The organism is Microcoleus sp. C2D2 (assembly GCF_036702495.1).
Taxonomy (GTDB): Bacteria; Cyanobacteriota; Cyanobacteriia; order Cyanobacteriales; family Microcoleaceae; genus Microcoleus.
Map to the genome: position 1 here is coordinate 1 of NZ_JAUBTO010000291.1, position 4,469 is coordinate 4,469.

General features: G+C 46.7%; 4 protein-coding genes. 1 reads left to right on the forward strand and 3 read right to left on the reverse strand.

Annotated elements, in window-relative coordinates:
• Positions 1–51 precede the first annotated feature (51 nt).
• The 3 genes from QUB61_RS38030 to QUB61_RS38040 all read right to left on the reverse strand — a co-directional run bounded on the left by QUB61_RS38030 (position 52) and on the right by QUB61_RS38040 (position 2,042).
• Positions 52–939, reverse strand: coding sequence for a reverse transcriptase N-terminal domain-containing protein (locus QUB61_RS38030; RefSeq protein WP_333136148.1), 888 nt, complete (start codon positions 937–939; stop codon positions 52–54).
• Between the two features lie 655 nt (positions 940–1,594).
• Positions 1,595–1,879, reverse strand: coding sequence for a reverse transcriptase N-terminal domain-containing protein (locus QUB61_RS38035; protein ID WP_333136150.1), 285 nt, complete (start codon positions 1,877–1,879; stop codon positions 1,595–1,597).
• Entirely contained in the window at positions 1,869–2,042 is a 174-nt protein-coding gene (locus QUB61_RS38040) for a reverse transcriptase N-terminal domain-containing protein (RefSeq protein ID WP_333136152.1), read from the reverse strand. The genes QUB61_RS38035 and QUB61_RS38040 overlap by 11 nt, the downstream gene beginning before the upstream one ends.
• 1,929 nt (positions 2,043–3,971) lie before the next feature.
• Here QUB61_RS38040 and QUB61_RS38045 point away from each other — a divergent pair.
• Positions 3,972–4,268 carry a hypothetical protein gene (locus tag QUB61_RS38045; protein WP_333136154.1) on the forward strand — a complete coding sequence of 99 codons (297 nt, stop codon included), beginning with the start codon at positions 3,972–3,974 and terminating at the stop codon, positions 4,266–4,268.
• The last annotated feature ends 201 nt before the right edge of the window (positions 4,269–4,469 follow it).

Sequence of the window (4,469 nt, forward strand, 5' to 3'; positions counted from 1 at the left end):
TGGAGATTGAGGATAGGTTTGGACACTAACCTAGAGAAGTCACCTCCTCACTCACAACATGCGACATCGTGTCGCGCCAACAAAGTCGTCTGCGTATCTGATGAGTTTGGGTTGGGATACGTCATCTCTCCCAAACTTCCGTCTTGCACCTTTGATGCACCCGTTACTGTAAGCTGGGTAGGCTTCTTCGATTGCCATTTGCATTCCGTGTAGTGCGATATTCGCCAACAACGGGGAGATGACACCCCCTTGAGGAGTTCCACTATCCGTTTCCTTCCAGTTACCCTCCTCAAACACTCCTCCTTTCAACCAGGCTTTGATTTGTCGCCTGAATTTAGGAATAGTGTTAATTTTTGCCCGGAGCCTTTGGTGGTTTATTTTGTCAAAACACTTTGCTATGTCGGCGTCGAGGACGTATTTTGGCTTAGCCGTTATTACTATTCTTATTGCCTCAATGGCATCGTGGCATGACCTTCCCGGTCTAAACCCGAAGGATTCGCTTTCAAATTTGGCTTCCCATTCGGGTTCAAGCGTTAATTTTAATAGCGCTTGCTTGGCTCTGTCTCTGATAGTTGGAATGCCTAGAGGACGTTTTTCTTGTCTACCGGGTTTAGGTATCCAGACCCTTCTAGCGGGTCGTGCTTTTCCGTCTATTTCCAGTTCACTAGCCAGAGATATTCGCTGTTTATTATTTAGAGATTTCACCCCATCAACTCCGGCTGTATTTTTGCCTTTGTTTTCCTGGGTTACTTTTCTGACAGCGATGAGCTTGGCGTACCGAGATTTGACCAGCATCTTCTGGAGCCTGCGAACGAGCTTCACGTCTCCACGCTGACTAGCTCTATATATCCTTTTCTGAAGCTTGAAGACTGCCCATTCAGCTTTCGCCCAGTTGACATCCTTCCATTCCACTTGTGATGTAATCTCCGTCTTGGACATTGACTTCTTACTGTGAACGTATAGACCATGTAGCAGTGGGTCTGTCTGCATATCCCCTCCATTACAGAGCGGCGTTCGCTTTCGACCCAATCCCTCCAATGGGTGGCTTACGCTAGCTACTACTTGCGGATTCGACAATTCCTCAAGAGCCGTCCCACTGGTTAACTCGTTCCCAACTTCCGTTGATACCGACTTTAGAGCCTCCCAACTCCTCCGGGTTTTGGTTAGTGCCGATGGTCAAGGCTTCTTTTGCCATCTACCATTCCCTAGAGCATTTTTCGCTCCCAGCGTTGCAGCCCGATTTCGCTGGTTCTCATTAACGAAGGATAAAGGAGTTCACTTTCGTTGCTCGTAGTCGGACGCTTGGTGCTTCACCGCTTTAGGCTTGCAGCTTATCACCGTTTATCCCCGCTTCGATTCTGGCGGTGCTACCCTCTCCATAGTCGGGGGATACGCAGTCCTCTGGACACTTCAGGGGAGGGACTTGTCAGATGAGATTCACCCTCACGAAAGTTGAGTTATCTCGGTTTCGGGCTTTCGCCCTTCCCTTTTGACCTCACTTTAAGCACATGACCTTCTTCGAGGTGTGGCGCATTCGAGGGTTAGAACCCTCTCGGCTGCGCCAACGAGCCGCACGAAACCATAGGAATTTTGCTCAAATATGGCTTCCCATTCGGGTTAAGCGTGAATTCTTTACTATTGTCTGTTCGATTCTGTCACGCACGGTCGGGATTCCGAGCGGTCGTTTTTTGCCGTTAGGCTTGGGTATTTCTACCCTTCGTGTTGGTTTGAGGTTTCCCCCTTCCCAATTATTTACCAGAATCACCCTTTGCTTTGGGGTATTGACGATTTCTTTGTCAATGCCAGCCGTTGCTTTACCTTGGTTGGTTTGAGTGATACGTCGAACTGACAGTAGTAGATTGGCGTAGCTACGAAGCATCAGCAACTGCCACGCTTCTTAGCTTACGGAAGTTACCAAGCCTTCTCGCACGAAAGATTCTTTGACGCAGGTTTCTAATGGCTTTGTTGATTTTTCTCCAGTTGACCTGGTTCCAGTTCTCTAGCCTTTTCTTTAGTCCGTTTGTTGTCATTGCTGACACCATCTAACTTGTCCTCAGATTTGATTCCTTTGTGAGAGTTTCTCTCGTATAAGACCCAGAAGAAGTCTGCTTTCCTTTCGGTCAGAGGTGATGTTCCACCCTCTATCCATCCCATTACAGGCTGGCGTTTGCTTGTTCTTCCATCCTTTACCCGACAGAGTGTTCTGTCCTTGTTACCTTAGACTTACTAAGAGTATTCGACCTCTCTTAGACTCTGTGGGGCTTACCCTGTTGTGTCGTTTAGTTTTTCCATCCCCCTTTAGGTGCTATCTATTCTGCGGTGGAGATGCGTGTTCACACAATTTATAGAAACCAAAACTATAAATCCTGTCCACTTACCTTTTGGTCAGAGCCTGTCAGCCTGATTTGGCTCCTTTTCGTATAACGCAGTTTAAAATGATAGTTCACTTGCGTTCACCATTGGAGGATTCCCCCTTGCACTTGACCGCTTTAGGCTAGCAGTTTCAGTTACCAACGCGAGTCTGCATTCCATCTCGTTCATTGCTTACTTGAGGCGTGACCGGACTTCAAAGGAAGTCTTTTACGTGGGAGTAGCGGGTGTGAATCCGCTAGGGAAGTGGGCTTCCCATACTAAATAACCTTTTCAGGTCGCGCTAGGTTAAACGAATCGCACCAACACCTTTATTACTCATTACACCTACAATTTCCTACTTTTACCCTCACAATCAGTATAAATGCTTATCAGTTTTTGTAAAGAATTGTTGCTTTTGGCGTGATTTTTTGTATGTTAGACCCTTCTAAATCCTCCTCAATCCTCCTAATTAGTGCGCTAGTCGCATAGCAAGCCATGTCAAATAGACGTAAGAGGGGGGTAAAAATGATCAATTTATGGTTTTTATGGTTTTTGCAAAAGTGCCAGAGGAATTGTTGGGAGTTGAAGTTAGCGATCGGTCACTTTCGACAGCCTTGGCTCGAAAGTTTGGCTCTTGGCTGTTTGGACTTTGATAGAACTGTGCTTGACGCGAGCGTGAGTCGATATTGAAGCCAGGAGCGAGCCTGTTGGTGTACAGGGCAGCCGCCTTTACGATGGAGCGTCGCCGGGCACGACGCATTCGAGTTGGTGCTGTTCGGCATTAGCGGCGGATGCCCGACGCGATCGCGCCTTGCCCTCCTGTTTGTTCAGAAGCAGTCGGCTGATGTCGATGATGGCGAGGGAATCGTTCGTCCGATAGCCAGCCTAACGGGATCACCTTGCACTTAAGTAAGTCGGCGCGAAAAAACGCCCCTATGTAAACGAGGGCAAAGTCTCCAAAGGCTCTCTACTGGCTGACTTAAACCTGTTTGCATAGTGTTACATTATTCGGTTTAATCCCGTCTACCTACTTAGGATTCCGCATTCATGAGGTGAATTGTTTTTATTTAAAAATAGTAAATAAGGTTTGGTACGGACAAAAACATTGCTTGCTACCAAAACTGAACAGCCATAACCAGCCTCAAAAAGTAAAGGAATGAACAGCACAAAAAAGCAGCAATTTGACCGAAAAAGTCAGGCGTTTGCAGGATATTTTCGGGTAAAAACAGGTAAAGTGCAGTTCCTGTAAATGCCTGCATTTTCACGCTCTTTTGTACAGCAAATACCTGACTTTATACTGCAAATGCCTGATTTTAACGCTCCACAAAAATTTGTGATTTTTTAGCGTTTTTAACAAAAGCTGAATTGATTTAATAGTCAAGTTACGGTATCTAAATTGAATTAAAAATCAAGTTTCAGAAGTGTAAGGAAATTGGTAACACCGCAGCCGTTATGTCAGCCTTGACAGTTGCATAAATTGCTGTTGTCGGCCTCGCGCTTTGCAATCGGCTAAACTGTTATTGTCCGATCGAGCTTAAAAGTCCGGTAAAAATTTACCCCCTGACCACGCTCGCGACTTAATTTTTTAGGGAGTAACGGCGATAGCCGGATGCACCGCAATGTTCGCGAAAGCTGTATGTGCAGCGAAAGTCGAGACTTGGGTAGGTTTGGGTAAGTTTTTCAAAACAGAATCGAGCGGACAAGTGCCAACAACACCATTTCCCATCATCGCTGTTCCAACAGACGCCGCCTCCGATACGCCCGGCGATGGGAACCAAGCCCAAGTTTTGGTTTTACCACCCAGAACTAGGTCGGTGCCTGTACAAACAATCTCGCCCCAATACAGGCGAAGCTTGGGCAGAAAAGATAGCATCAGAACTGTGCGGGTTGCTCGGACTGCCCAGCGCCACCATTGAACTGGCAATCTAGAACAGCGCTTTCGGCACTGTCTCTCAATCCTTCGTGCCTGAGACAGGTACTCTGCTCCCCGGCAACGATATTTTAGCTCCTATAGTGGCAGACTATCCCCGATTTCAAGCCTTTAACCCACATTCCGCAGATGTGATTATCTTACTGGTATTTTTCAAAAATCAAAGCCATAAAGCTTTTTTTAGTCT